This window comes from Caballeronia sp. LjRoot34 (assembly GCF_964253815.1).
In the GTDB taxonomy this organism is placed as follows: Bacteria; Pseudomonadota; Gammaproteobacteria; order Burkholderiales; family Burkholderiaceae; genus Caballeronia.
In genome coordinates, this window is sequence record NZ_CAXUSB020000001.1 from 3,324,709 (window position 1) to 3,349,365 (window position 24,657).

Here is a 24,657-nt window from a genome sequence, read left to right on the forward strand (position 1 = left end):
CCGTTCAATATCAGCCCGTATTCATACAATTTAACACGCCGGTCAAAACGGCCTGGGCGAGCGCGTGGCGCCCGGCCCTTCGATTGAAGACATCTTGGTATAGCGGCGCGGTCGCAGGTATTCAGGGGTTGCGATCGGACGCGGTAGCGACGTGTGTTCAGCCAGCATCGCATCGAGATGCGTGACGACGGCCCGTTCAACTGCGAGGCTAATGCCAAACACCAGCAAGAAGACACTAGCAGCCGACCCGTTCAATCCTATTGTCGGCGACTTCTAACATCGCGAGGCAGGTCGACCGTAACGAGCAAGCCGGTCTTGCTTACGGCCCACGACAAGCGGGTGCGGTAACCCTGAGTTAAATTCAGATACGCCGTTCACTCCCTTTGCCGTCGAGGCGAGCCACAGATTTCCGTTTCCGTCGCTTCATCGTCGCGCAAGTCCTCCAGCGCTTCACCCGCGTCACGGGCGCGTGTATCCATGTCGCCGAGCGCGGAATCTTGCCGCGATGGATGATGAGATCCGAGGTCCAGAAATTTGCGAATTACGTTAAGGGTGATCTGCGCGACGACGACATGACTCTTTGTGTTGGGGTCGATCAAAACCCTCGCCCAATCAGTCGTACCGCAATTGAAGACCAGCCCTTGCTTCGAACCGGCGTTCAATTCAGGCTGATACACACCCAACGCTCCTATCCCGCCCATCTCCCAACCAACGAGACGCGGAGTGCTGGCAAGCGTGTTGAACCCGTTTGAGAGCGGAGGAACGCCATCAACTTCATAGCCGACCAAATGGTCTTCGGCACCAAAGGTCTGGCCATTTTCAAGGCCGGTGCCAGCGAATACCCAATGGTTTTCCTGCTGGACGGTGAAACCGATCGGCTCACGCTTGCGTTTGACCCACCCACCCCTTAGCCGGCGCCAGACACCGAATTTTCCGCCGCCATAACCGTAACTTAACCCGATCAGATCGCTCTCGTTGAAATCCGGCCAGCTCTCCCGAAGCCGGTTCATTTCTTTAATGCCGCCATGTTGCGTTTGCGGACCAAAATCTACTGGCCTGTAGCAGGTATTGCCGCTGAAGACGGCCAAATTACCGCCGCCGGCGATAAAGCGGGCGACATGATCCCGCATCTCCTGGCTCCAATATTCATGGTGCCCAACGCTTAGCATGCATCGATAGTTCGCTAAATCGAGATCCGTCGCCCGGTGCAAGTCAAGGTCGGTGTAAAAGTCGCACGCCAGGTTTTGAACGCGTAACCAGCGAATGAACTTTGCGTCCCAATGGGTGAACTGCTGCCGGGGCGACCTTGGGTCATACGGATCAGCGGGTTCACCGAGCTGAGCGCCAAGTCCTCCGCCTGGTCGGCGAAGACTGACCTTCAAGGCCGGGGAGGTTCGGTGAATGGGGTCCCCGTAGTAACAGCCGCCGCCCGTCGAATTGTATGCATGATAGGTAGCGGTTGGAATGACATACGCGATCGACGCCGAAGGTCTGCGGGGGCGAACGATGAGCAGAGCCATGTCATTGCTGTCGGGCGGCCAGCCGAACACCGGTTGATGCGCCGAGCACCGTCGGCCGAGATCAGTCAGCGGTTCACCACTTGGGCTGACCTCGTAGGCAACAGCGACATAAGCCCCGCTCTCGAGCATCGGCGTATGCGGCTTGATCGTAATGGTGGGCCATTCCCAGTCTTTATCGAACGCAACCGGCACGTTGTCGCCGGCCGACTGGAACACATACTTTCCATTGATCAGCTTAGCCGTGACATTGCTCGTGGCCGCGACGACGACGCCGCTCAGGCTGGTCAGCGCCTCATCATTGTGCTGCTGATAGATTGCGATGGAAAACCGGCGACGTGGCTGCACAGCGAGCTCGACGCATTCGCCTGCGGTAAAACTCGGTTCAAGCGGATATATCTGCATACCTGATGCGCCTTGCGAAGTCACTCACTGGCTGCCGGCGGCGCATTGCCGCGCAATCTCGCGGGCGCGGCAGGCGGCGCCCGCAGTTCGAGGCCAAACACCCGCTTGATTACACGTTTTGCCTGGAACACACGGCGCTCGGTAAAGATCCGCAGGTGAAAGCGTAACCGCGGCAGCTCATCCGGACGCTGCTCGGCGAACGTTCGATACCGCGCCGCTGTCGCCTCGACAATCCTCATCGACTCCGGGAACGCCCCCGCGTCAACGCGCGACGTTTGAAAGCAGGCATGCGCAAAATTCTTGTGAAACATCGCCATCCAGTACCCGGCGTGGACGCCCACCTCGCAACGCGCAAGGGCCTCTTCCGCGCAGATCGCAAGGCTCATGACCGTATGCGGCGTCGCCGTCTGCGTAATGCTGCCCGCGCGGCGCCGATAATAATAAAGTTCATCCGCAAGACGGTGCAGCGTGCGCGCTCGCGTGTAGACCAGCGGAATCGCAGAACGGTCTTCATACACGCGACCCGCGGGGAACTCGATACCTTCCCACAACTCACGCCTATACACCCTGGCCACCGGGAAAACCTGGCACACGCGCGCAAACTCCATTAACGCTGCCGTGCCGCCCGCGCGCAAGCCCACCGAGCCGCGATCGATCAACTCCATCCGATCGATGATGCGTCCCCGGGAATCGATGATGCCCAGGTTAAATTCAATGATATCCGCCGCATCCGCATCCAGCAGCGGCATGATTACATCCGAGAAATTCGTCGACCATATATCGTCGGCGTCCAGAAAACCGATATAGGGCGATCTCGCCTGCGCGATCGCTGCGTTGCGCGCGGCGCTCACACCCCGATTTTCCTGATGAATGACCTTGATATTGTGGCCCTCACGCGTACCCTGGATTGCAAGAATCCGATCCAGCGTGCTGTCTGTCGAACCATCATCGACCACAATGAGCTCGATCTCATTTATCCACGTTTGCCCCAAGGCCGACTCGAGAGACTCGCCGATGTAAGCCTCCACGTTATATGCCGGAATAATCACCGACAATAACGTCCTAGGTATGTCGCTAACGACCCGTTTCATAGGCTGGTGCGAGCGGTTTGAAGTTTCGTATCGAAAACCACCATATCTAGCCGTCCACCCCAACGCTGATCGCCGTGCCGGCCATACCCCTTTGCTCGTCTCCTCCACTGATCCTATAAGTACCCGCAATACCGCAATGTACGCCGACGCACACTGAGTAATAATTTGTAATTCCGAGGTCTACGGATTTTCCATTAATGCTACGGCAGCAACATCAGAAACAGGTCTATATTCATTAGCATTCCAAACTATTAACTAATATCTGACGCGCCAAAAATCATTCATATTACCAATTCACTATTGATCCATCGCTGAGATGTCGTTGAAACTAGCGCTCCATGCACCGTTCACTCGCTCTGCGCCGGCTCAAAGTCGCGGTATCGTATTAGAAATGGAAAAGACATTTTCGCCGAAATGCACAAAGTCTCGCCCCTTTTCGACGTGCCATTTCAAGAAGTTGGAGCTATTCGATTCTCGGGGGAGCAGCCAATCGTGCAACTCAATAATAACTAGCGGAAACCGATCCAATTCGTCGGTGTGACGTGAGAACAAGTCCGACTCCGCGCCCTCAATATCAATTTTCAAAATGAATGGCGTTCCGTGCGACCTGGCCATAACCTGTTCGAGCGTCATTGCCTCAACCGGGTAAGACCGCTCCGCGGGCGTCGCCGCAGTACGAAATGCCCAAGCGCCCAAACCCGGATCGTTTAAATAAAGCGTCCCTGGCTTTGAAGCAATGGCCGCGTTCAGTGGCACAACCGCAGGAAAGGAAACCGAGTTGCGTTTAAGTACCTCATAATTCGCGATGTCGGGTTCGACGGCGAGAATGGTTGCGTTTGGATAGGTCAACGCAAACCAGACCGCAGCGGCACCGATGTTGGCGCCCGCATCGACAATGATGGGGTCGTGACACTCCTTGTAGAAGTCATTGATCTCTTGTGCTCGCCTCAAATGTTCCGTCGCATAGTCTCGCTGGAAAAAAACCTGCCTGCAAACGGTTCGGTCTGCCAATGAAGGCCGATAAAAAAAATGCTTTCCCCCAGGGAGCCGTAGTCCATGCACATCATATTTCGCGGCTCCCCAGATGTCGAAAGGACCCTTTTGCGGTCTCAGCCATCGAAGGAGCATTGGGGGCATCATGTCTTTAATCGTATATTTCAAGAGATCATGCACGTTGGGTCTCCGTGTAGTTCGGCTGCCGAAAGAGTGAATAGGCCGATAGATTGTCGCGATCATCTACCTATTACTAAAGCGTCTGGTAAAGCCGTAAAAAATTCGCGGATGAATTTTCAGCAAACACATGACGAAGGTCAGCCTGGGCCGGTCATCCGCATACATGCGGCGCAGGTGCGCCAAGCGCAGCTTATGCGCGACGCTAAGCAGGATCGGCTTGGCGGACTTATAGTCCGGCGCCCGCATTGCTGCCTGAAACGCAATCGTCCGAAATCCGTAGATATATTTCAGACGAAAGAATAGACGCCGATAGTCTTCTATCGGAAGCAACCTGGTCTTTTTTTCGACCAGATCGAGAATGACAAATAGATCTGTCACCTTCGGGTTGAAGCTCGTCGAGATTCCGTTGTCCCGTAGGACATAGAAATACAGCCGGTCTGGAATAAGCCGGACTGTCTTGGCTTGTGCAAGCGTCTGCACGGAAACACAGATATCCTCGTATATCAAGCCGCTAGGATGTTCAACCTGAATGAAGATGGAACGCCGTACCAGCTTGTTCCAGCAATATGCTTGCAGCGAGAGGCCGAGGATTTTTTCGACGGCCTGAATACCCGTTATCACGGCGTCACCCGTTTCGATGAGATAGTTGACTGAGCCGTCTGCGTTAACGTTGGTTGCCGCAAAGATGACAATATCAGCATCGTACTGTGCCGCTTCACTGGCCACGATGCGAAGCAGATTACGATCGATGTAGTCGTCGCTGTCCACGCACAACACGTAGTCGCCGCTAGCACGGTTAGCCGCAATCCTGCGTGCTTCCGCGAGCCCCATGTTGGCGCTGTTTGTGATCAGCTTCCATGGGATCGCACTCTGAGCGCCGAGAATCTTGGCCACGATTTCGCCAGACCGGTCTGGACTGCAATCGTCCACGGCGATAATCTCGAAATCACACGAGGTTTGCGCGAGGATAGACTGCAGGCAAGCAGTGACGTATTTCTCGACCTTGTAGAGCGGCAGCAAGATACTGATTTTTGGCACCGGCATGTTGACCACACTCCCTGTTCTCGCGCGAACGCGCGCTGATATCCATGCAATGGGCGATTCCACGTCGCGGCTTCCAACTATGCTGGCAACGGCCAAGTTGCGTACGGTCGTCAAATGTGACTCGCGCGTCACCGCGAAATCTTTAGCCGTAGTTGAACCAGATCAGGATGCAGGCATGGATGTGCGCGCTAAATGTGCCTTTGAGCAGACGCCAGTGCAGCAATGAATAAGCGTGAATGAGCTATGTTTTCGGTACTATCCTGGCCCGTTGATGCCGGTCAAGGCTGCGGCGCAATACCTTCTTCGCCTGCCCCTTCAATCGGTGAATCGAGCGGTCCACGCGCAGTTTCAATTCGAATCGTTCCAGAGGTTTATGCTTGATCCCAGATCGTTGCCGCAATGCGAACAGCGCCCGCCGATGATCGACGGTCATCTGATGAAGCGTAGAAAGTGCATCGTCAAATGACGCGCGGTCGACGCGTGCGCAAACGTGGCATGCGCGATAAAACATGTGATGAAATAACGTCAGCCAGTAATCATCGTGCTCGCCACCATTGCAATGCGTCAGTGCCTCTTCACCAGCCTTTTGTAAATCGTAAACGTCTCGCGCGCGTGACTGCTGCGTGATGCTGCCGAAACGCCGCCGGTAGCAAATCAAGGGCTCCGCGATCTGAAATACATTGCGCGCGCGCAGGTACACGGATGGGAGCACTGCCGCGTCTTCATAGCGTTGACCGAGTGGGAACGGGTCTTGAGGGAACAGCGCCGTTTTATATATACGCGCCCACAAGAACGTGTGGAAACGATCTGCAAAATGCATCAGCGTGCTCCTATCCACGGAATGACCACCAGCGCGCTCCTGGGGAACGAGCTCGATGTCCTTCAGCTTCCTGCTCCGGTCGTCTATGACCGTGACGTTGTACTCGAGCATGTCCCACTCGCCGCCGGCGAGCAACGGCATAACGACGCTCGAAAAGTCAGGCAAGTAGATGTCGTCACCATCAAGAAACGTGAAGTAAGGCGTCCTCACCAGCGCCAATCCGGCGTTGCGCGCTCCGCTGATACCGATGTTGGCTTGATGGACAAGGCGGATGTGACTGGCACTGTGTCGCTCGACCATCGCCTTGGCTACTGCATAGGTCGAGTCCGGCGAGCCGTCATCGATGACGACGATCTCGATGGCATCAATCCACCGCTGCGAAAGCACCGAGTTCAACGCTTCCTCGATATATCCGTCAACATTGTAGGCGGGAACGACGACGGTCAAAAGTCGGTCGCTCGGAACATTCGGTGCGGTAGTTATCATCATTTCCCTGGAATGGGCGACCATGAATATCAGGCTCCGGATCTTGATGATCGGGCCATCAATGCACCACTCTGAAAGCAGCTACCGATCTGGCACGAATGAGAATGCCTAAACCACAGTAGGGTACGCAATTAATTATTTCTGTGCGCTGTCGAACATCCGGAAAACGCCGGTTCTGTCGTATTGTTGACTGGATTTGCCAGACGCGATGTAGTAGACCTGTCGAACCTCGAGCAATGCGGATTACGCTTACGGCTCCAATGACCGAAAGCTTGCAGCCGGAGGCGCTAAAGCGTGTTGAATGCTACGATGCCACTCAGGCTGGTCAGCGCCTCATCATTGTGCTGCTGATAGATTGCGATGGAAAACCGGCGACGTGGCTGCACAGCGAGCTCGACGCATTCGCCTGCGGTAAAACTCGGTTCAAGCGGATATATCTGCATACCTGATGCGCCTTGCGAAGTCACTCACTGGCTGCCGGCGGCGCATTGCCGCGCAATCTCGCGGGCGCGGCAGGCGGCGCCCGCAGTTCGAGGCCAAACACCCGCTTGATTACACGTTTTGCCTGGAACACACGGCGCTCGGTAAAGATCCGCAGGTGAAAGCGTAACCGCGGCAGCTCATCCGGACGCTGCTCGGCGAACGTTCGATACCGCGCCGCTGTCGCCTCGACAATCCTCATCGACTCCGGGAACGCCCCCGCGTCAACGCGCGACGTTTGAAAGCAGGCATGCGCAAAATTCTTGTGAAACATCGCCATCCAGTACCCGGCGTGGACGCCCACCTCGCAACGCGCAAGGGCCTCTTCCGCGCAGATCGCAAGGCTCATGACCGTATGCGGCGTCGCCGTCTGCGTAATGCTGCCCGCGCGGCGCCGATAATAATAAAGTTCATCCGCAAGACGGTGCAGCGTGCGCGCTCGCGTGTAGACCAGCGGAATCGCAGAACGGTCTTCATACACGCGACCCGCGGGGAACTCGATACCTTCCCACAACTCACGCCTATACACCCTGGCCACCGGGAAAACCTGGCACACGCGCGCAAACTCCATTAACGCTGCCGTGCCGCCCGCGCGCAAGCCCACCGAGCCGCGATCGATCAACTCCATCCGATCGATGATGCGTCCCCGGGAATCGATGATGCCCAGGTTAAATTCAATGATATCCGCCGCATCCGCATCCAGCAGCGGCATGATTACATCCGAGAAATTCGTCGACCATATATCGTCGGCGTCCAGAAAACCGATATAGGGCGATCTCGCCTGCGCGATCGCTGCGTTGCGCGCGGCGCTCACACCCCGATTTTCCTGATGAATGACCTTGATATTGTGGCCCTCACGCGTACCCTGGATTGCAAGAATCCGATCCAGCGTGCTGTCTGTCGAACCATCATCGACCACAATGAGCTCGATCTCATTTATCCACGTTTGCCCCAAGGCCGACTCGAGAGACTCGCCGATGTAAGCCTCCACGTTATATGCCGGAATAATCACCGACAATAACGTCCTAGGTATGTCGCTAACGACCCGTTTCATAGGCTGGTGCGAGCGGTTTGAAGTTTCGTATCGAAAACCACCATATCTAGCCGTCAACCCCAACGCTGATCGCCGTGCCGGCCATACCCCTTTGCTCGTCTCCTCCACTGATCCTATAAGTACCCGCAATACCGCAATGTACGCCGACGCACACTGAGTAATAGCCTGTAATGGAGCGCGGAATTACCGGCGCGGAGCCACGTCGCTCACCGCATGGCGTTACTTTCTATTGAACCAAGTTCCGTCCCAGGTACAGCCATGTCAGATGAATGGATAAACCTCGGCGTTACGCGTCGTTGCCAAACGTGCGTCGCCGTACATTCCAAGCTTATGAGCGCGTATACGCTAAATCCACGAGAAGGATGATCTTTCATCGCCGACACAGCGAATAGCGTCCAATACGACGGGCGAGTCAAATGCGCCTTGCTTCACCTCTTACTGTAGACAATATGAATCAGTATCTCTCACCTGTCTGCACGGCTCGGTTCCGCATGAGAGGTCAAGGTACCAAGCCTGCTTGCTCGGATATCACTCAAGTAAAGAACTAAAGTCAATCGTTTTTAGAAGCGTCCAGGGTCTGGCATCTCGGGCTGTCGTGCGATGGCGAAAAAATGAACGGAGCACGAATGATAGATCGGCTTTGGGCACTGACCTTCTTGATTGCAGTTACAAGCGATGTGATGTCCGGCGTAATCCGGTATTACACATCGCTTGGTGGAGCGGCACAAGTTGCCTATCTGCCCAAAATCCTGATGCTGGTCTGGATCGTCATCGTCGTCGTGCAACGGCCTAAGGTCAGCCACGTGCTGACTGCCCTATACATGGCGGTACAGGCATGCGTGTCGCTGTTCAACGGAATCGATCAGGGAGCCGTGGGGTTTTGGATATGGACAATGTCGCCAATGATTTTTGCCATGTTGGCGCCGGCGCAAGCAATCGCAATGCTTAATCGACCCGGCGCACGGATCGCGTTCGCAGTACTCGCGGCGCTGTGCATAGCGGGCGTATGGGCAAACTATCTCGCTCCCTTGCCTTGGATCGGGACGAGCGTCATGGTAGGAGGGTTCGATGTGCACGTCGCCAAAGCCTCTTTCGTCGGTGAGGTCCCGCGGCTGCCGGGGTTCGGGCGTGACAGCGCGGCAACGGGCCTCTTGCTGGGGCTACTGACTACATGGCTATTGCCGAGGTTGCGCTCGCTCGCCCTCACATCGGTGCTGCTCGCTGCATCGGCCCTCGCCATTTGGGGAACGACCAACAAGACCACGCTCATCGCACTGGCATTTGTAGTCATGCTAAATCACTTTGGACGGCTACCTACGATCAAGAAAGCATGCATCTGGGCAGCGACATTGACGGTCGTGCTTCCACTTGCCTCGTTGGCGATCGTCTCAGCTCTGAATCATGTGGTGATCGAATCCGGTCCGCTGTCTTCGTTCGGGGACCGGATGTTCAACACATGGCCGGGCATATTGGAAGGCATGGTTAGAGAAAATCTCATCTGGTTAGGAATTGGACCTGGCGGATTTGGGTCCGCAACCAGTTACTACTGGGGCAATTTTGGTTTCAACGTCAGTTATGCGGACAACATGGCGCTCTATACGATCGCCAATTTTGGCGTCCTCGGAGCCGTTCTCCTCGCGCTGCTGCTAACAAGGTTCGTACTTTCCCGCGAGCCGGAAGACAGGCCCGCTTGGCTCATGTTGTTTTTTTTGTTAGCCAGCGGCGTCACGACGGATATTTGTGAATCGATTGGTTGTCTTTTATTTTTCGGTGTCACCATCAAGTTTATGTGGATAGGTACGCAAGGGTCGCCGCTTCCGTTGATCCGCTCGCACAGTCGCGCCCCCAAATCAACGGAAAGCGACTTATGTCGAAACGCGCCAGCAACCGATCCGGAGTTATGTGGCGCGTGGAGCTCGACCGGCGCGAAAACGGAACCTCTCGGATGAAGAGTCAAACAGATGATTTATTCCGTCGAGCAATCATGGCCTTGATGAGTTCCTTGCTGCTACATGCTCTTCCGACTTTGGCAGCGCCGACTGTAGCGCCGGACGGGGCGCGCGACTCCTCTGAGAAACCATACATTGCACTGCCTGCGTTTGCGGCATCTCGTGCCGACACGGGTGTAGCGATCCACGAGATCAATGACACGCACTTGCTGGATGCGGTTAAGGACGTGGGATTCTCGTTCGTTCGCACGGACTTCTATTGGGAGACGGTAGAGGCTGCCGATGGGTGGCACTTCTCCACATTTGACACGCTTGTTTCGAATCTCGCGGCACGCAAGTTGGGAGCGCTTTTCATTCTTGGGTACAAGCATTACCTATACAGCCCAGACCAGCCACCGACGACAACGACCCAACTTGCGGCGTTCTATACCTATGTGTATCAATCAACGCTTCATTACAGGAACGCCGCTGTCCGCTTCGAGGTGTGGAACGAGGAGGATCACAAAACCTATTGGTTGGCCGAGCCCTCGCCCTCCGCGTATCGGAATCTGCTGAAGACTGCCGTCAAGGCGGCCAAAGCAGCCAATCCACATGTCACGATTGCCACGGGAGGTGTTCAGCAAGTCGATCGCAATTTTATCCGTTCCGTCGGAGACATCAGCGCAACGCAAGCGGGGCCGGATGCGGTAAGCGTCCATCCGTACCGGCAGCAAGATCCGGAGACCGTATTTAACGATTACCGCTCTTTGGCTGGAGATCTGTCGACGTATCACAAGGTTCCGCAGATATGGGCAACTGAATGGTCGTACCCAAGTTACGGCTATGACTATGTGTCGACGATCGCGGACGGCCACTCGGCGAAAGCGCGTGCGCTTCAGGCCAACTATGCAGTGCGTCGATTCCTGGTGGACTGGATATCGCAGATCGGGCTTACGTCGTATTACGACATGCGTAACGACGGGACAAACCCAAAGGACAGGGAACACAACTTTGGACTGCTGGATGCGGACAACACGAAACTGCCCGCCTACAACGCAACGAAACATTTGTTTTCCTTCACGGCAAACGCTACCGGCGCCCGATATTTCAATGACACGAGCAACGACTATGTCATTTTGAAGCTAACCACGACAAGCGCGACCAAATATGTGATCTGGTGCTATGGCGACGGCAATACGATGAACGTGGACACGTCCTCATTGCCCAGTAGCGCGACCGTGACCGACATGTACGGCGCTGCGCGGGCGACGCCCGGCGTCCTGGTGGTGACGGAATCACTCGGGCCGGTTTTCATCAGCGTTCCTTCATAGACAAACACGTTTGACCGGCGTCGGAAATATCTCAACGGCGCGCGAATATCTGATTGCCGAAAGCTTGTGCTGCCAATGGGCTCGGCCCTTATGTTCTTTATTGCAGGGATCTGACATGGGTTCGTATATCGGGCAGTCGTCGTTCACCGCACTTCCAAAGAGAAGCGATGGGCTTCTCGATCTATGGCGGAGCGTAGTTCGACATAAACGCTTATTTATAGGGATCACCGGCGCGTTTTGTGCCGTGGGCGCACTGTACATTCTGCACGCGACACCTCAGTACCGCGCCGAGGCTCTGCTGCGGGTCCAAAGCAAACCCGGCTCTTCGATCAGCGCACTATCGGATGTGTCGGGAGCAATGCCGGCAGATATATCCGCAAGCGATGAAAGCGATGTTCTGACCTCGAGATCTATCGTCGGGGCCGCGATTGCTCAAACCGGCACCGAAATTACTGTCCAAACGGAAAGCCACTTCCCGTTGATTGGGCAGTATCTCGCGTCCCACCACGTCGGCGACAGTCAGCTAGCGCCACCGCTTATGGGTCTAAGCGGATACGCTTGGGGCGGCGAACTACTGAAGCCTGGCATCTTCACGGTACCGTCTGCAGTCCTTGGGGATAAATTTCGCGTTGTGGCAGGCGCAGCGGGGCAATGGACGTTGTACGACAAAGCCGACGTTCCGCTGGCACACGGCCGCGTTGGACAGTTGGTGGCGTTCAACGTTGCAACGCCCGAGGGGGATGCCCCCGGGGAGTTGCGCATCGACACGCTGCGCGCACGACCCGGCGTGGAGTTCACCATCCGCAGACTGTCCGAGCAGATGGTCTACGACAGCGTCGGCAGCCAACTGAGAACGTCTGTATCCAGCCGCGATTCCTCGACCAGGGATCCTTCGATAATGAGGCTGAGTTATCAAGCAGACACGCCTCTTAGCGCGCAAATGATGGTCAACGCCATCGTGAAGACATATTTGAAGCGTGACATCGAGTATCGCGCAGAGCAGGCGCAACTGAGCCTCGACTTTCTGCGTCGGCGCCTGCCAGTGCTGAAAAACGACCTGGAAACCGCGGAGGACCGTCTCAACAATTACCGCACGGAGACGCAGACCATCGACAAGGATCAGCAAAGTTACGCGCTGATAACGCGCATGAGTACCCTTGCCGAACATAAGACTCTTCTGGAACTCGCCCTTGAGGAGCAGCAGCAGAAATATCACCCCGGTACCCCCCTCTACGAGACGGCCGTATCGCAACTTGACGGGGTGAAGCGGGAAATACAGGAGACGGCCGACGCTGCCGCGAAGCTACCGAGCACTCAACGTGAATATGTCAGGCTCGCCCGCGATGTCGCCGTCGCTACGCAGTTGTACACAAGTGTCCTGACCAATGCCCAGCAGCTGGAAGTGGCGGCTGCAAGTACGGCCCCCGGCGTTAGCGTGGTGGACTGGGCGGTTGCGCCGGAAAAGCCATCCTGGCCGAGAAAGGGGATTGTGCTGCTGGGTTCGATTCTTGGTGGGCTGTTCATAAGTACGGTCACGGTCCATCTTGTATCGCTCAAACGCAAGGAACTTCGTACACCGGAAGAAATTGATCACATTTCACAGTTCCCGCGTCTTGCTGTCGTCGCGCAATCCTCCGCACAGTTTCGGCACGGCGTCGTCCCACGCCGGCTGCGGGGTACACCGGCCAAGCTCTTAGCAGTGAGTAATCCCGCCGACCCCAGCATTGAAGCGTTGCGTTCCTTGCGCAGCAGTCTGAGAGCATTGCTTGCCGGGACTGATGGGCAGATGACGAGCAAGATGATTCTGTTCACCGGCCCGACCCAGGGCGTTGGAAAGAGCTTCGTCTCATCCAACTTTGCTTACCTGCTCGCCGAAACAAACGCCTCCGTACTTCTCATCGATGCCGACATGCGCCAGGGACGCCTTAGCAGTCTGTTGAATGGTCAAAGGGGAGCGGGTCTGGCCGAGGTGCTTGCGGGAACCGTACAGCTCGAAGATGCTATTACCAGGGTTGATCAGAGCAGCCTGTCGATGTTGCACGCTGGCGCATCTTCTCCCTTGAACCCATCAGAGCTGCTCGGGCGCCCCGCATTCCGGGAAATGCTTACGACACTCCGTGCACGTTACGATTTCGTGGTGATCGATTCACCGCCCGTCCTTCCCGTCAGTGATGCCTTGTCAATCGCCGCGCAGGGTTGCGATCTGGTTCTGCTGGTTTCCCGCGCCGACTATACGGGCGCCCGCCAACTGGAAGAGACACTTCGGCGACTGGAGAACGTCGGTGCAAAGGTGGGGGGCCATATTTTCAATGGGTTCTTGCCGGGGCGATACGGAGAACGCGAAGAGTACGGCCTCAATATCGTCAAGCACTAGCTTGCGTCGAGGTTGTGGACATGGAAGATCGAACGCATCCAACGGCTGCCTCACGAGACACGCACTCTGGTATGCGCTTAGTGTCGGCAACCGGGCAGCGGGCTATTCACAATAGGAAGCCAATTTGCTATTCGTCGGCATCCTGTTGTGGGTCGGCTTGTCACGGCAAAGCCCCAACGATAGAAATGGAATTTCATGTCACTAAGAGCTAAAGCGATCTCGGGCGCGAAGTGGTCTGCAGCGTCCATGGTCGCCATGATCGCTGTCCAATTCGTCCTGGTTGCGATCCTGGCGCGACTGCTGCAGCCTCACGAATTGGGATTGGCAAGCATGGCCTCGCTGGTAGCGACTCTCGCCGATATGTTCCTGGACATGGGTTTGAGCACCGCGATCGTGCAGAGAAAAAATATTACGAGGACTGAACTATCGTCCTTGTACTGGATGAATGTCTTATGGGGAGTGACCCTGGGAGCAGTCCTGCTGGCAGGGAGCGGCGTGGCGGCATGGTTCTTTTCGGCACCAGAAGTAAAGCCCATCATCAGTCTCGCTGCCCTGCTGTTCATCATCACGCCGCACGGCCAGCAATATCACTCGCTGATGGAGCGCGAACTGATGTTCGATACGCTGTCAAAGATCGGCTTCGCCTGCAGCCCTGTGTTGTTCGTCGCAACGCTGCTAGCTGCCATGCACGGCTGTGGCGCCTACTCGCCGGTCATCGGTGCACTGGCTTCAGAGCTGACCCGTACCGTGCTGCTTAATCTCTATGGACGCCGGCTATACAAGCCCAGTTTCCACTTCAAGTTTTCGGAGACCCGGCCTTACCTTCGCTTCGGCATGTATCAGGCGATGGACTCAATTATCTATTACCTGAACGGCAATTTCGGTGGAATCGTGGCGGGCCGGGCATTGGGTGCGGTAGCCTTGGGCGGCTACAACCTCGCGACCAATTGCGCCGTGAATTTGCCTGCCCGACTCAATCCAATCTTTACCCGCGTGATTTTTCCTGTGTTCGCCATCATGCAGGACGATCAGATCAAGCTCCGTCAAAACTTCTTCAAGCTGACCGGCCTCATCGCGTTGATGAACTTTCCGCTGGTATTTGGCTTGATGGTCATTTCGCCAGATTTCGTTGCGTGCGTGTTCGGCGAAAAATGGCTCTGGATCTCGCCCGTCATAAAAGTGCTTTGCGTGGTGGGAGCATTCCGGTGTATCGGTCACCCTGTCGGGTTGCTGTTAATGGCGACGGGCAACGTCAAGACCAGTTTCTGGTTCAACCTGACCAAGACTGTCGTGATGATGCCTGCCATCATTTTTGGCGCCCACCTTGGCGGCGCGCTCGGCGTCGCCTTTGCGCTGCTTGCGGTGGAAGCGGCAGTATTCCTGCCAACCTACACGCTCAAGCTCAAACCGGTTTTGGGCCCGTGCTTCGGAGCGTATCTCCGCGCATGCCTCGTACCCTTAAGGATGACGATCCCAATGGTTGCGGTCGTCCTGGTGGCGTCGAGGGCACTGGATACCTTGGCGGCAGGACACTTCCTGGCGCTAGTGGTCGAAGTCTGCCTGGGCGCGATCGTGTTCGGTGCGACGTTCCTTCTCGACCCGTCTTTACTTTGCGGCGAGGTCCGCACCATTCTGTTGAACATGGTCCGCCGGCCTGCCGTGTGATTCGCCCGACAATAACGCACTGCGCACCTGCGCGTCGAACGCTTCACGGGAGAACCGCCGCTTGAAAGCCTCAGTCAACGTGGCAAGGGGAAACCTGCTGGAGGCAAAGACCTTTTCGATAAAAGCGTCTTCATCGTCCATACGGAAAAGCAAGGACGCTGGCAAGTAGGAGTCGAGGCCCGACACATCCGATGCCACAATCGGTCGACCCGCCAGGATCGCCTCAATCATGACGAGCGGTACGCCTTCATAGGCGGACGGCAATGCCACGACATCGCTAGCAACGATATAGGGCAAGACATCGGATTGCGGGCCGACGATCCTGACACAACTCGATAGCGTCTCGCTCGCTTGCACGAGACGCTGCAGCCTGGCAGCATCCCTGCCCTCGCCGACAATGAGCACGATGGTGTCTCGAAACGCCTGCGCGTGGCGTTCAATGCACGCGAGCAGGAAGTCCTGCCGCTTTTGCTGAAAATTGATTCGGCCGATCTGGGCAACAATAAACTTGCCAGCCTCCGGCAGTCCGAGCGCAGTGCGGGCGGCGCTTCGCGTGAGCGCCACATGGCTGAATCGATTGTCGACATAATTCTCGAGAATGGCGATTCGCGCACGGGGCGCCAATTCGTGGAGCCGTCCTCGCAGATGCTCATTCAACGTGATGTACTCTTGCGGCAACCGATATATGACGCGTTTGACGAGCCACTTGATTAGTCCGCTCATGCCGGTTCCGGTGGACGCACGCTCATCGATGAGAGGCAGGTAGCTTACGGCGGTAGTCCGTACCCACCACGCGGCCAACAGGCCCGGCAACCCCGAAGTAATCGTGCCTTGAGCGATCACGAGTTTCGATAGATGAAGAGAACGCAGTGTCCCGGCAGTGCGCCAGGTCATCCGCAGCCGGGCGAAAATGTTGTCGTGGATCGATTCGGCAGTACAGGACAAGGCGATGACCTTGACCACGCTATGCCGGTCGGCGACGGCCTTGACGTGCGCGAAGAGTGTCTGATTCGTGGACGGCACCAGTATGTGCAGAATCTCGATGTCCGGGCACTCGACGAGCGCGAGAATCAATCGCTTCAGCATTTCCTCGTGACCGCCATTTACGCCCGAGTCGCAATAAATCCCTAGCCTCACCGAAGTTCTCCCCTGGCGCACGACGTAATACGAAGTACTGCAAATCGATTCGAGATTGCCCTGCATTTATGCTTTCAGTTTTCGATACAGCGGTTCCCGAAATCCGCCACGAGCGGCGTCGGCAAGCAAAACAGAATACCCGGTGATGCACCCTCCACGCAATCCGCAGTGTCGTCGGTCGAAGGGTCATCGGCGACGATCGCTCGGCTTACGGATTTCGATAGACGAGCCAAGAGCATTAGCGTCCTCGGTCAAAGCCCCGTGATGATTTCCGTCAGCATCCTTGCACTTGTGGCCCATCGATATTTGTCAGCGTGCAAATGGCCGCGGCGTATCAGGTCCGCCCTGAGCGAGTCGGAATTCAACAGCTCGCGCAATTTGCCAGCAATGTCATCTAACGATTCGGGGTCGCAATAAAGGGCTGCGTCTGCACAGGTTTCCGGTAATGCCGCCGCCCGGCCCACGAGGGTCGGGCAACCATTTCGCATCGCTTCGAGGGGTGGAATTCCAAAACCCTCGTAGAGCGACGGATATAGGAAGCAGTTTGCATGTTGATATAACGCCTTAAGCTTTTCGTCGCTTATATACCCGACATGTTTTATGTTCGGCGCGACTTCCAACATTTCGTGCGCATTTCCAAACACGGTCGTATTCTTCATACCGACAATGACAAGATCGATCGAGGGATCGTCTATCTTTCGAAACGCAGCGACCAGCCGCGCGAAGTTCTTCGTCGGGTTCATGCTGCTGACCGCAAGCACAAAGCGGCTCGGCAACAAGGCGTGCTCCTGCAGCACACTCGTGTCCGCCACTATCGGGTCGAGGTGGTCTGCACCAAGGGGCACTACGCCAATCCGCGCGGCGGCCACACCGCAGTGATGCGCGAGACGGTCTCGAGAGAAATTGGAATTGGTCAGTACGCAACTGGAAGTCCGCGCGAGAATCCAGAACATGATTCGGTACCAGGTCCTGAAACGCCAGGAGAAATGCGCCGGCGTATCGAACACAGCCGCATCGGTCATAAAGATGACCTGGTTGCCGCGAAAAATTGATCCCGAGTTGCTGAGATTGACAATGCGGCACCGGCCCGCAAACAATGGGAGCACCAGTTGTTCCCAGATCACGCCTTTGCCAAAGCCCATTTTAACTGTCTTGGTGCCGCTCACGGGTACGATTCCTTGCTGCGGCGGAACGACGACCGTGACGTCGCCGTCGTGCGACAACTGGACGAGCGCGGCGATTAATTCCCGCGCTACTCGTTGCACCCCGGTCGTCTTTTGACTGGTGAACCGACCGTTGTAGATTAGTTGCTTATGGGGTCTTGCGAGCATATCCATATATTTACCATCCATCCTGAGGATCAGAACTCGCGAGTAACATTGCACGAGCCGACCTGATTGACATCCTTAGCTGCCCTAAGCTGCTTCTCCACGGCCAGGTCGTACAACGCAAGCCACTCCCGAAATATGGCATCCATTGAAAACCGAAGGCTTGCTGACTGTCTTGCCGCAGCGCCCATCCTTTTCCTGAGTTGCCAATCGTCGCGCAGAATGGCCACGTATTTAGCCATTTCCTCTGTACTTGATGCGACGAATCCAGTGACACCGTGAAGGACCGCGTCACGGTTGCCAACGACATCCGTCACGACCGCCGGTATGCCGGCAACCTGGGCCTCGATCACCGCCAGAGGCATGCCTTCCCAGCGGGACGTTTGCACGTAGATGTCCAACTCCGACATCAACTCCAATGCGCGCGCCCGGGTCACCCAGCCGCTACAGGAAATCGCGAGGTTTCGCCGAGGATCGGGCACCTCGGCCATGTTGCCGCCTATCCAGAGGAACGTGACCGTGGGGCTATGCATCATGTTTGCAAGGCTCGCAAACGCCTCGTGGTTTTTCTGGAAGGAGGCACGCCCACTCATTCCGATCACGACCTTCCCGTCATCGCGAGCGCGACGCACCGGAATCTCAGCCACGTTAACGCCGTTTTCAATCAACGCTATATCTCGAGCGTGGACCTTTTCCTTGATTTCTCTGAACTCGCTGTTTGAGCAGGCGACGATGGTTCCCCCCATGCGCTCCGCCATCCGTTCAAAGATCAGATAGGCAAGTTGCCTCGATGGAGATACGTCGCGACGTAAAAATGAAAGCCCGTGCGGGGAATACAAGACCTTCGCGCTCGGCGTGGCGATCCTGGCGGCAACACGACCCAGCACTCCCGCTTTCGACGAATGAAGATGAACTACCGCAGGGTTGCAGCGGCGAAGATTTTTGATCAACTCCCATAGACTGACCCAATCTTTCTTGAAATTCACTTCCCTGAACATGCTGACGTGAATCAGATTAACTGTCGGATGAAACAAATTCGCGAAATTTTTTGGCGTTTCCCCTCGCAGTGAATAAAGGACCGTCACTTCGACACCTGCTGCCGCAGACCGATTGGAGAGCTGGGTCAGCATCGAAAGAACCCCCCCTCCAAAAGCCTCGGTGATATGGACGACTCCTTTCATATGCATCTCTCGATTTCACGTATGCAAGGCGTTCGCAGCCATCCGCTATTCAGGTTGGCACCGACGATAGATCGTTCCTCAAGCGAGTGTCCTTTCGGAGTGTCCTTTCGCGCAATCGGCGGTTCAGCCCTAGGGCGCGCGCCCAGGGTGACTTCTCCTGCCTAAGCTCGTTCTCCGCAGACCAATACGGCACAAGGCGTATATGTGCATAGGATTAATAGCTCCGTCGGATTTCAGGGCGTGCGCTCATCCAAAAATTCTGGCGTTTTAGGTAGCGCTTATTTAATCAAATTCTTTAACGTTAGCAAGTCGAAACAGAAACTACGGCTTGCATATATCCGACATATTACGAAACAGCGAAAAACAATTATTACCTTTCCAGTCTAAAATATGAATAAAACACTTCGCAGTAGTTTTATTCTATGATCACGTTAATCAGACCGATGTTTCCGCAATGGGTCCAATGGACGCAAAGTAAAGAATTCACTTAATTCGGCGAGTTAGCGATTCGACACCGGCTTGACGGGAACCCCCGAATTCTGCCGTACCAGCGAGGTCAAAAAACAGCAAAAGTGTCTTTAAATCACTCACTGGAACAGCAGCTGACATCATGCGCAGGCTTTCCGCTTGATCAACTATTTTTTTTACGCGTTCGATGGCTAAATCGTTCGATCTCATACCTCGACGCCCTTTTAAAGCTTACGCTGAACTCAGGTTTCATGTTGTCTGTACGAATAGCAGCGCTCCGTGCGGTATAGCACATAACGCATCGGAAATGTGAATCGGCACCCCAAATTGAAGTAATAATATTACAAAACAAATCAACCAGAAATGTTCATTTTTAAATATATGCAGCATCGATAACTTCTGCAGAGGAAATATGAACTTATATCCTCAATTCTTCGAGTAAGGTTGCTTACTGATCACAAAGGTTGAACCCATGGACACGACGAATTGGTGGCCGTCTCCTTAACTCCTTAAGCCTGGTTCGTAGGAAATCATGGGCAGGATATCTAGAAGCAAACGTTTTCTCGGCCTTGAGCGCGATACTGTTCGCTGGATTAGAAGTTTCCGGCGTGATGCCCTTACTGAGTCGTCGTCGCGTCGACAATCAAAAATTTTGACATCTGCCGTGTCACGCCACACCGATACCACGCGGATTGCGCTTGCTTCAGATCTGCATTGCGCAGCGCCGGGCAATTTCGGTGAGCGAGCTGGCTCTCCAACTTGCGACTGCTCGGAGGGGATGGCTGACGCGTCGGCCAAATATAATTTCGGTGTACGAATAAATTAACGGTAGTTAAAGCTTTCGGACACCGCGCCGCCTCGGATATCAGACGACAAATCACCGCATGCGCGAACATCAACGCGTGGACTTACTCACGCAGCAGTTGCAGCAAAGCTGATCTGCAAATGATTCGGCTTCACTGCATCCCCCTTGTCGATAACCAGCCGCCTGCGCGTATGCTCATCCGCCACATCCAGCGTAGACCATCAATGCTCATCATCTGGCAGTCGGCACGAGGTCCTGCCGCGCTAAGCCGCGCGCTGTCATCTGCCGTTCAATCAGTTGGCTAGTCATGTCCCAACCCTGCTTCGAGCGGTCTTGCGAGATCGCCCCCTTATTCACTTGCGCCTCGCTGACTTCGTCCCGAAGCGCATGCGGCGCCGCCTCCGATCATGTGATCGCTAGATAACGCATTTCATAGGGATCTTCGACGCCCTTCACCCCTAGACGGTTTGCAAGCCTCACATCAGGGCTATGTTTCCTCAGCGCGAATTGCAATTTCTAAACTGCGTTAGTATGATGATTTAATAGTGTCTGAAATATTGTGGATCGGCAATTGTTCAGGTCGCTGTCTTTCATCGGCAACCGCCTCGCGACAAGCTACGGTGTCTCTTGCAGCGATTGTTCATACCGGTTCCCGTGCTCCTGCTGGCTAGAGCAGCAGCACGAGTGTGCGAAGACCGACGGAGCTGGCTATGTCACCAATCAAGCGCGCGTACTCTGTTGCTCTGATCCTTGGTCAATTTCTTGTATTGTCCCTTTGCATGTTTGTGTTTGAATCAGTTGACAGAATTCTGGCCCGACGCAGAAGATCAAAAAATAGCAAGGTCGCCAAGTCATCGCACAATGATACTGATAGCGGCACCACAAAGGACGGTACTACAAAGGTGGGCCGATAACTCGATGGCCGCGATCCTCGTCGTAGACGTACCGCAACGAACTATTATCGACAATGGCCTCATGTCCCAGACATGGCTTTTACCGTCAACCTTCGGAGTACAGACGAATAAATCGACCTTGTTGAAATTGGGCAGTTGAACGATATATGGCTATCAGCCGAACCGACAGCCGTGCTGGGAAGTGTGACTTTCAGGCAGCATCCTGTTGCGATCAGTAACTTCGCGCCGCGCTCAACCGCAAGGATACTCCCGCTAATCGAACAGGCAACGACCGGTCGTGCAGCAGGTCGCAGCTCCAATCTCCCGTGTTCCGAGACTGGAGGTGGCAAGGCAAAAAAGAGCCTTGCCGCCATCAGTTACCGCGCGGGATTACGTTCGGCAAACGGCATCGCATGGCGCATACCGCTGCTGTATCGGGCGGATTGCATCGCCGACTCAGCTGGGGCCGTGAACGACTCGCCCGCCACATCGAATTTATGAACCAACGGGCGACGAATTGGAGGCAACATCATCAAGCCAAAGTACGCCCCCCGCCTGTCACTCAGTCAAGAACCTGCTCAATGCGACCCCGCGATGGCCGATTTCATCGACGTGTAAATTGGTTTCTTGGCTGTGCTGCTCGTCAACAGCCCGTACGTACCGGTGGGATCGTCGTACAGTTCATACCAGTTGAAGCCAACCACGTTGTAGGTGGCTTTAGCCGCAAAGAGTTCTGGAATGGTTTGGGCGATATACGCCTGCGCCTGCGCAGTCGTGAAGTCCGGATCGACTCCAATTTCGGTGAACATGATCGGCAGGTTGTAGCTCGCCTTCAGCCGTGCGAGGACGTTGTACGTGCCAGAGACACCATACGCATTTTCAAAATCACCGCCGTCTGAATACCAGTGCCACTGAATGATGTCAGGCGTGATCTTGGGATGGCCGGTTGACCCGTCCGGCTGAGTACCGGTCATCAGGCCATCGAGAAAACCGAAATGCAGCCATCCCGACGTTGCATTCGCAATGATCTTGGTGACGTGCCCTGTATCGACCGAACGCCAGCCGTCTTCGTCACCGCGCAATGCGCCACGCCAAACCGCCCAATAAGTGTTGTCGTAATCCGAAACGTTTTCGCCATCGCTCGCAATCGGGCCATTGTGGCCATCCAGGTCGTACTCGTTGCCAAATTCGACTACCGGGACACCCTTGAGCTTGGTCGCTGCGTAGGCCGCCATAGTGTAGGCGTACGCGTAAGCGCTCGCCTCGGTCGGCGTCGCCCCATTCAACGAGGGGTCATCCCAGGGGTAGGCATCGATCATGGGTATGACTGTTATTTTTGAGCCCAGTCCAGGCATAGCCGTATCTGCGATGGCATCTATTTGCCCGGCTGTATGAATATCCTGTCGATCGCCCGTCATTCCCAGGTCGGCAAGCGTTGCAGCTTGAGTGCCGAGCGGCACGGACGTGTAAATGCCGCCGTAGTTGTAATGCTCGTTGATGCCGAAAAACGGAATCGCTGTAGCCGGTGTTGACGTCGCGGTTGTTGGTGCAGTCGCGGGCGACGAAGCAGGCGCAGGCGCACCCGTTGTAGATGTTGACGAGGCCGGAGACGTAGACGAGGCCGGGGTAGTCGGGGCGGCGGGCGTCGTCACCGGGGGCGTAACAGCGGCAGGACGCGGATCAGCCGACGCCACCCATGCGTTGTTCTGCCAGGCCCACCAGAGGCTGTCGATGTTCTCCTGATAGATCTTGCCCGCGTACCAGAGTAGCAGCGTCACATTCTCGGTAAAGCCCGCTTTCTGAGTGGCCCTATAGACCACGCCGTTCTTCACCGTCCAGACCGCGCCTGATGCGTCGCTTATTGAAATGGCCGGTGGAATCGCGGTGCCGCTGACTGAGGCCGGATGCTTGCCGATATCAACCACCGAAGCGGGATCGACAGCGTTGGCGACGGCATTCGTGGGGTCACTGCTCCCACCGCCGCAAGCCGTTAAAATTAGTAAAACGAAATAAATTGAATAACTAGACAAAGAGTGAAATTTCATTTGAACGGCCAGTAATCGTTGGGACGGACCTGAACCAAGCAAACGTTCGCCCCAAGCGCCCTGTGGGAACTCGGTAGCGACTGAATCAGGAGGAAAGACTGGCGGGACCGCCTGTGCGCAACGATAAAAACGTGGCGATTTAGAGAACGGGCGTTCTGTCCCGGTTGTCAAAATGAATGTTACACAAATGAAACGTTTTTTGACAGTAAAAAACACGTAACACCTTGTAACGTATGACTATTAGGTAGCACTATTTACCATCATCATATTAATAAATACTAAAAAATAAGCAAACGACACCCTGTTTAGGACTTTTTAGGTCTAATTTAGGGATTGATTAGACTAAAGCAATTTAGTTGATAAGAAGCATGTTCCAAAATTGAACGATTTTTGGCAAGTACACGGTGCCCGCATTTTCAGCACGGCGAAGAATCGGCAATCGGATCGATCGAACTAGATTCGATGTCGCACGGCCTCAAGCGCCAGAATAAGGATCCGTACAAAAGCTTTGTCGGCAGCGCAGCGGGCGGCCGCCGTCCCAGTGTCTGGCATACGATGTGTACGATTGTTAAGCTGCTCGCGGGATAGGTCAGGTTCGGCACGATACAACTGGCATAGGCACCCACGCGGGAGGCCCGCAGCGGGCGGGAGTCAACTTTGCGCGGCGTGGCCTGGAAAGTTTATGTCTTCAGCGGCGCGGCGGCAGATATGGCCGGACTCATCACAACGGCTAGGCTCGGTAGCGAACCGGCGAATCAGGAGCTAGAATTTGGAGTCCTTATGATTTATGCAGTAGTCGTCGACGGCGGAAATCTCATCGATGGTAGAGGACGATTCTTGGCACGCTCCGGTGATGCAGCCCGCGGTCACAACGATTAATCAAGGGGCGTGTGACCGATCCGGTGGACAAGGAGCCGGGATTGGTAACAGGAGACCAACCTCTGACGCCGGGCGGCTCAGTCCTGTGCCGCCAACAATCAGCGAAGGCTCTTGCGCTGGCGCTGTATTTTGCAGCAACATGCGGAACGCGGGGTCAGGAATAGATCAGATAGATGCCGGCCGCGAGTAGCGCCGCGCCGGCCACAGCTTTGACCGTCACTGCTTCGCCAGCGAACAGGCCATAGCCGAACAACTCGATGATCGTGATGCCGACCATCAGCGGGTACGCGACGCTCAGTTCGACTCGCCGCAACGCAATCGCGTACAGGACGAAACCTCCGCCGTACGCGCCGATCGCGCCCGCGCGCATCAGCATCGGCCCGCTGGTCAGCGTACCCAGCGACACAAGGCCTCCCGAAACCAGTGTCGTGTTCATTGTCGCCGCAACGCGCAGCAGGATACTGGCAACCGCGCTGAACGTGCCGGCCGCAAAAAGAAGAAAGATCGCCATCCGTCACTATTCGTTGTTATTCGTTGTTATTGAGCCGGCGCC

General features: G+C 55.5%; 16 protein-coding genes. 4 read left to right on the top strand and 12 right to left on the bottom strand.

The window, feature by feature from the left end; genetic code table 11:
* Positions 1-374: 374 nt before the first annotated feature.
* From ACSQ36_RS14925 to ACSQ36_RS14950, 6 genes are all read right to left on the bottom strand, one after another.
* Entirely contained in the window at positions 375-1,865 is a 1,491-nt protein-coding gene (locus ACSQ36_RS14925) for a N,N-dimethylformamidase beta subunit family domain-containing protein (RefSeq protein WP_436182460.1), read from the bottom strand.
* 77 nt (positions 1,866-1,942) lie between these two features.
* Positions 1,943-3,013 (bottom strand): glycosyltransferase family 2 protein, encoded by a 1,071-nt coding sequence (locus ACSQ36_RS14930; RefSeq protein ID WP_436182461.1) that lies wholly within the window; start codon positions 3,011-3,013, stop codon positions 1,943-1,945.
* Between the two features lie 366 nt (positions 3,014-3,379).
* Positions 3,380-4,186, bottom strand: coding sequence for an FkbM family methyltransferase (locus ACSQ36_RS14935; RefSeq protein ID WP_436182462.1), 807 nt, complete (start codon positions 4,184-4,186; stop codon positions 3,380-3,382).
* A 63-nt stretch (positions 4,187-4,249) separates the two neighbouring features.
* Positions 4,250-5,230 (bottom strand): glycosyltransferase family 2 protein, encoded by a 981-nt coding sequence (locus ACSQ36_RS14940; protein ID WP_436183192.1) that lies wholly within the window; start codon positions 5,228-5,230, stop codon positions 4,250-4,252.
* Between the two features lie 241 nt (positions 5,231-5,471).
* Positions 5,472-6,560, bottom strand: a complete 1,089-nt coding sequence (locus ACSQ36_RS14945; protein WP_436182463.1) for a glycosyltransferase family 2 protein — start codon at positions 6,558-6,560, stop codon at positions 5,472-5,474.
* A gap of 439 nt (positions 6,561-6,999) precedes the next feature.
* Positions 7,000-8,070, bottom strand: a complete 1,071-nt coding sequence (locus tag ACSQ36_RS14950) for a glycosyltransferase family 2 protein (protein ID WP_436182461.1) — start codon at positions 8,068-8,070, stop codon at positions 7,000-7,002.
* A 626-nt stretch (positions 8,071-8,696) separates the two neighbouring features.
* On the opposite strand from ACSQ36_RS14950, the gene ACSQ36_RS14955 reads away from it, so the two are divergent.
* The 4 genes from ACSQ36_RS14955 (at position 8,697) to ACSQ36_RS14970 (ending at position 15,368) form a co-directional block, all read left to right on the top strand.
* The gene (locus ACSQ36_RS14955; protein WP_436182464.1) at positions 8,697-10,019 is read left to right on the top strand and encodes a hypothetical protein; all 1,323 of its coding nucleotides are present in this window, start codon (positions 8,697-8,699) and stop codon (positions 10,017-10,019) included.
* Positions 10,016-11,329, top strand: a complete 1,314-nt coding sequence (locus ACSQ36_RS14960; RefSeq protein ID WP_436182465.1) for a cellulase family glycosylhydrolase — start codon at positions 10,016-10,018, stop codon at positions 11,327-11,329. The genes ACSQ36_RS14955 and ACSQ36_RS14960 overlap by 4 nt, the downstream gene beginning before the upstream one ends.
* Positions 11,330-11,444: 115 nt before the next feature.
* A complete protein-coding gene (locus tag ACSQ36_RS14965; RefSeq protein ID WP_436182466.1) occupies positions 11,445-13,703 on the top strand; it encodes a polysaccharide biosynthesis tyrosine autokinase in 2,259 nt (752 codons plus the stop codon).
* A gap of 195 nt (positions 13,704-13,898) precedes the next feature.
* Positions 13,899-15,368 (top strand): MOP flippase family protein, encoded by a 1,470-nt coding sequence (locus ACSQ36_RS14970; RefSeq protein WP_436182467.1) that lies wholly within the window; start codon positions 13,899-13,901, stop codon positions 15,366-15,368.
* Here ACSQ36_RS14970 and ACSQ36_RS14975 read toward each other — a convergent pair.
* The 6 genes from ACSQ36_RS14975 to ACSQ36_RS15000 form a co-directional block, all read right to left on the bottom strand.
* The gene (locus tag ACSQ36_RS14975) at positions 15,309-16,505 is read right to left on the bottom strand and encodes a glycosyltransferase (protein ID WP_436182468.1); all 1,197 of its coding nucleotides are present in this window, start codon (positions 16,503-16,505) and stop codon (positions 15,309-15,311) included. The two genes, ACSQ36_RS14970 and ACSQ36_RS14975, sit on opposite strands and share 60 nt — an antisense overlap.
* Before the next feature lie 251 nt (positions 16,506-16,756).
* Entirely contained in the window at positions 16,757-17,836 is a 1,080-nt protein-coding gene (locus tag ACSQ36_RS14980; protein WP_436182469.1) for a glycosyltransferase family 4 protein, read from the bottom strand.
* A gap of 29 nt (positions 17,837-17,865) precedes the next feature.
* Entirely contained in the window at positions 17,866-19,020 is a 1,155-nt protein-coding gene (locus ACSQ36_RS14985; protein WP_436182470.1) for a glycosyltransferase, read from the bottom strand.
* Positions 19,021-19,497: 477 nt separating this feature from the next.
* Positions 19,498-19,692, bottom strand: coding sequence for a hypothetical protein (locus ACSQ36_RS14990; RefSeq protein WP_436182471.1), 195 nt, complete (start codon positions 19,690-19,692; stop codon positions 19,498-19,500).
* Between the two features lie 2,066 nt (positions 19,693-21,758).
* Positions 21,759-22,874, bottom strand: coding sequence for a beta-glucosidase (locus ACSQ36_RS14995; protein ID WP_436183193.1), 1,116 nt, complete (start codon positions 22,872-22,874; stop codon positions 21,759-21,761).
* 1,384 nt (positions 22,875-24,258) lie between these two features.
* Positions 24,259-24,615, bottom strand: coding sequence for a ligand-binding protein SH3 (locus ACSQ36_RS15000; RefSeq protein ID WP_436182472.1), 357 nt, complete (start codon positions 24,613-24,615; stop codon positions 24,259-24,261).
* Between the last annotated feature and the right edge of the window lie 42 nt (positions 24,616-24,657).